The organism is Frateuria defendens, from assembly GCF_001182895.1.
Lineage (GTDB): Bacteria > Pseudomonadota > Gammaproteobacteria > Xanthomonadales > Rhodanobacteraceae > Frateuria_B > Frateuria_B defendens.
Window position 1 is genome coordinate 1 of the sequence record NZ_LFQR01000019.1, and the last position, 725, is coordinate 725.

General features: G+C 63.0%; 1 protein-coding gene. It reads left to right on the forward strand.

Annotated features, from left to right (window positions below):
* On the forward strand, positions 1–677 hold a 677-nt coding region (locus ACH65_RS03270), incomplete at its 5' end, for an IS1595 family transposase (protein WP_049621150.1).
* Between the last annotated feature and the right edge of the window lie 48 nt (positions 678–725).

Here is a 725-nt window from a genome sequence, read left to right on the forward strand (position 1 = left end):
CCTCGACCAAGACCAATCTGGCTGCGCTGGAGCTGATGCGACACCTGGGTGTGTGCTACCGCACGGCATGGCGGCTGAAACACAAGATCATGCAGGCGATGATGGAGCGCGAGGAACCGCGCCAGCTGGAGGGTTTCGTACAGATCGACGACGCGTATCTGGGCGGTGAACGCAACGGCGGCAAAGCCGGCCGAGGCTCGGAGAACAAGCAGGCCTTTGTGATCGCGGTGGAAACCGACGCGACGCTGGAACATCCGCACTTCGCGGTGATCGAACCGGTCCCCACCTTCGACAATCCCACGATCACCGACTGGGCTCAACGCCGGCTGGCGCCGGAAGCGGAGGCCTACAGCGACGGACTGGGGGCCTTTCGTCGCTTTGGCGACACCGGCCATGCGCACACGGTGCTGGAGACCGAAGGTGGCCGTGCCGCCACGGAAGTCCAAGGCGCGCGTTGGGTGAACGTCGTGCTGTCCAACGTCAAACGGGCCTTGGATGGGGTTTACCATGCCGTCAAGCAGCATCGTTACGCTCGCCGCTATCTGGCCGAAGCCGCGTATCGTTTCAACCGCCGGTTTCGACTGCGCGACCTGCTGCCGCGACTGACGCGCGCCATGGTGCTCTGCAAGCCTTGTCCGGAGCCGATCCTGCGCTTGGCGAGCAACTTTTCTCACTGAGGTTCGACGCTAATCAGGAGACATCATGGCCATGCCTATGGGATACCA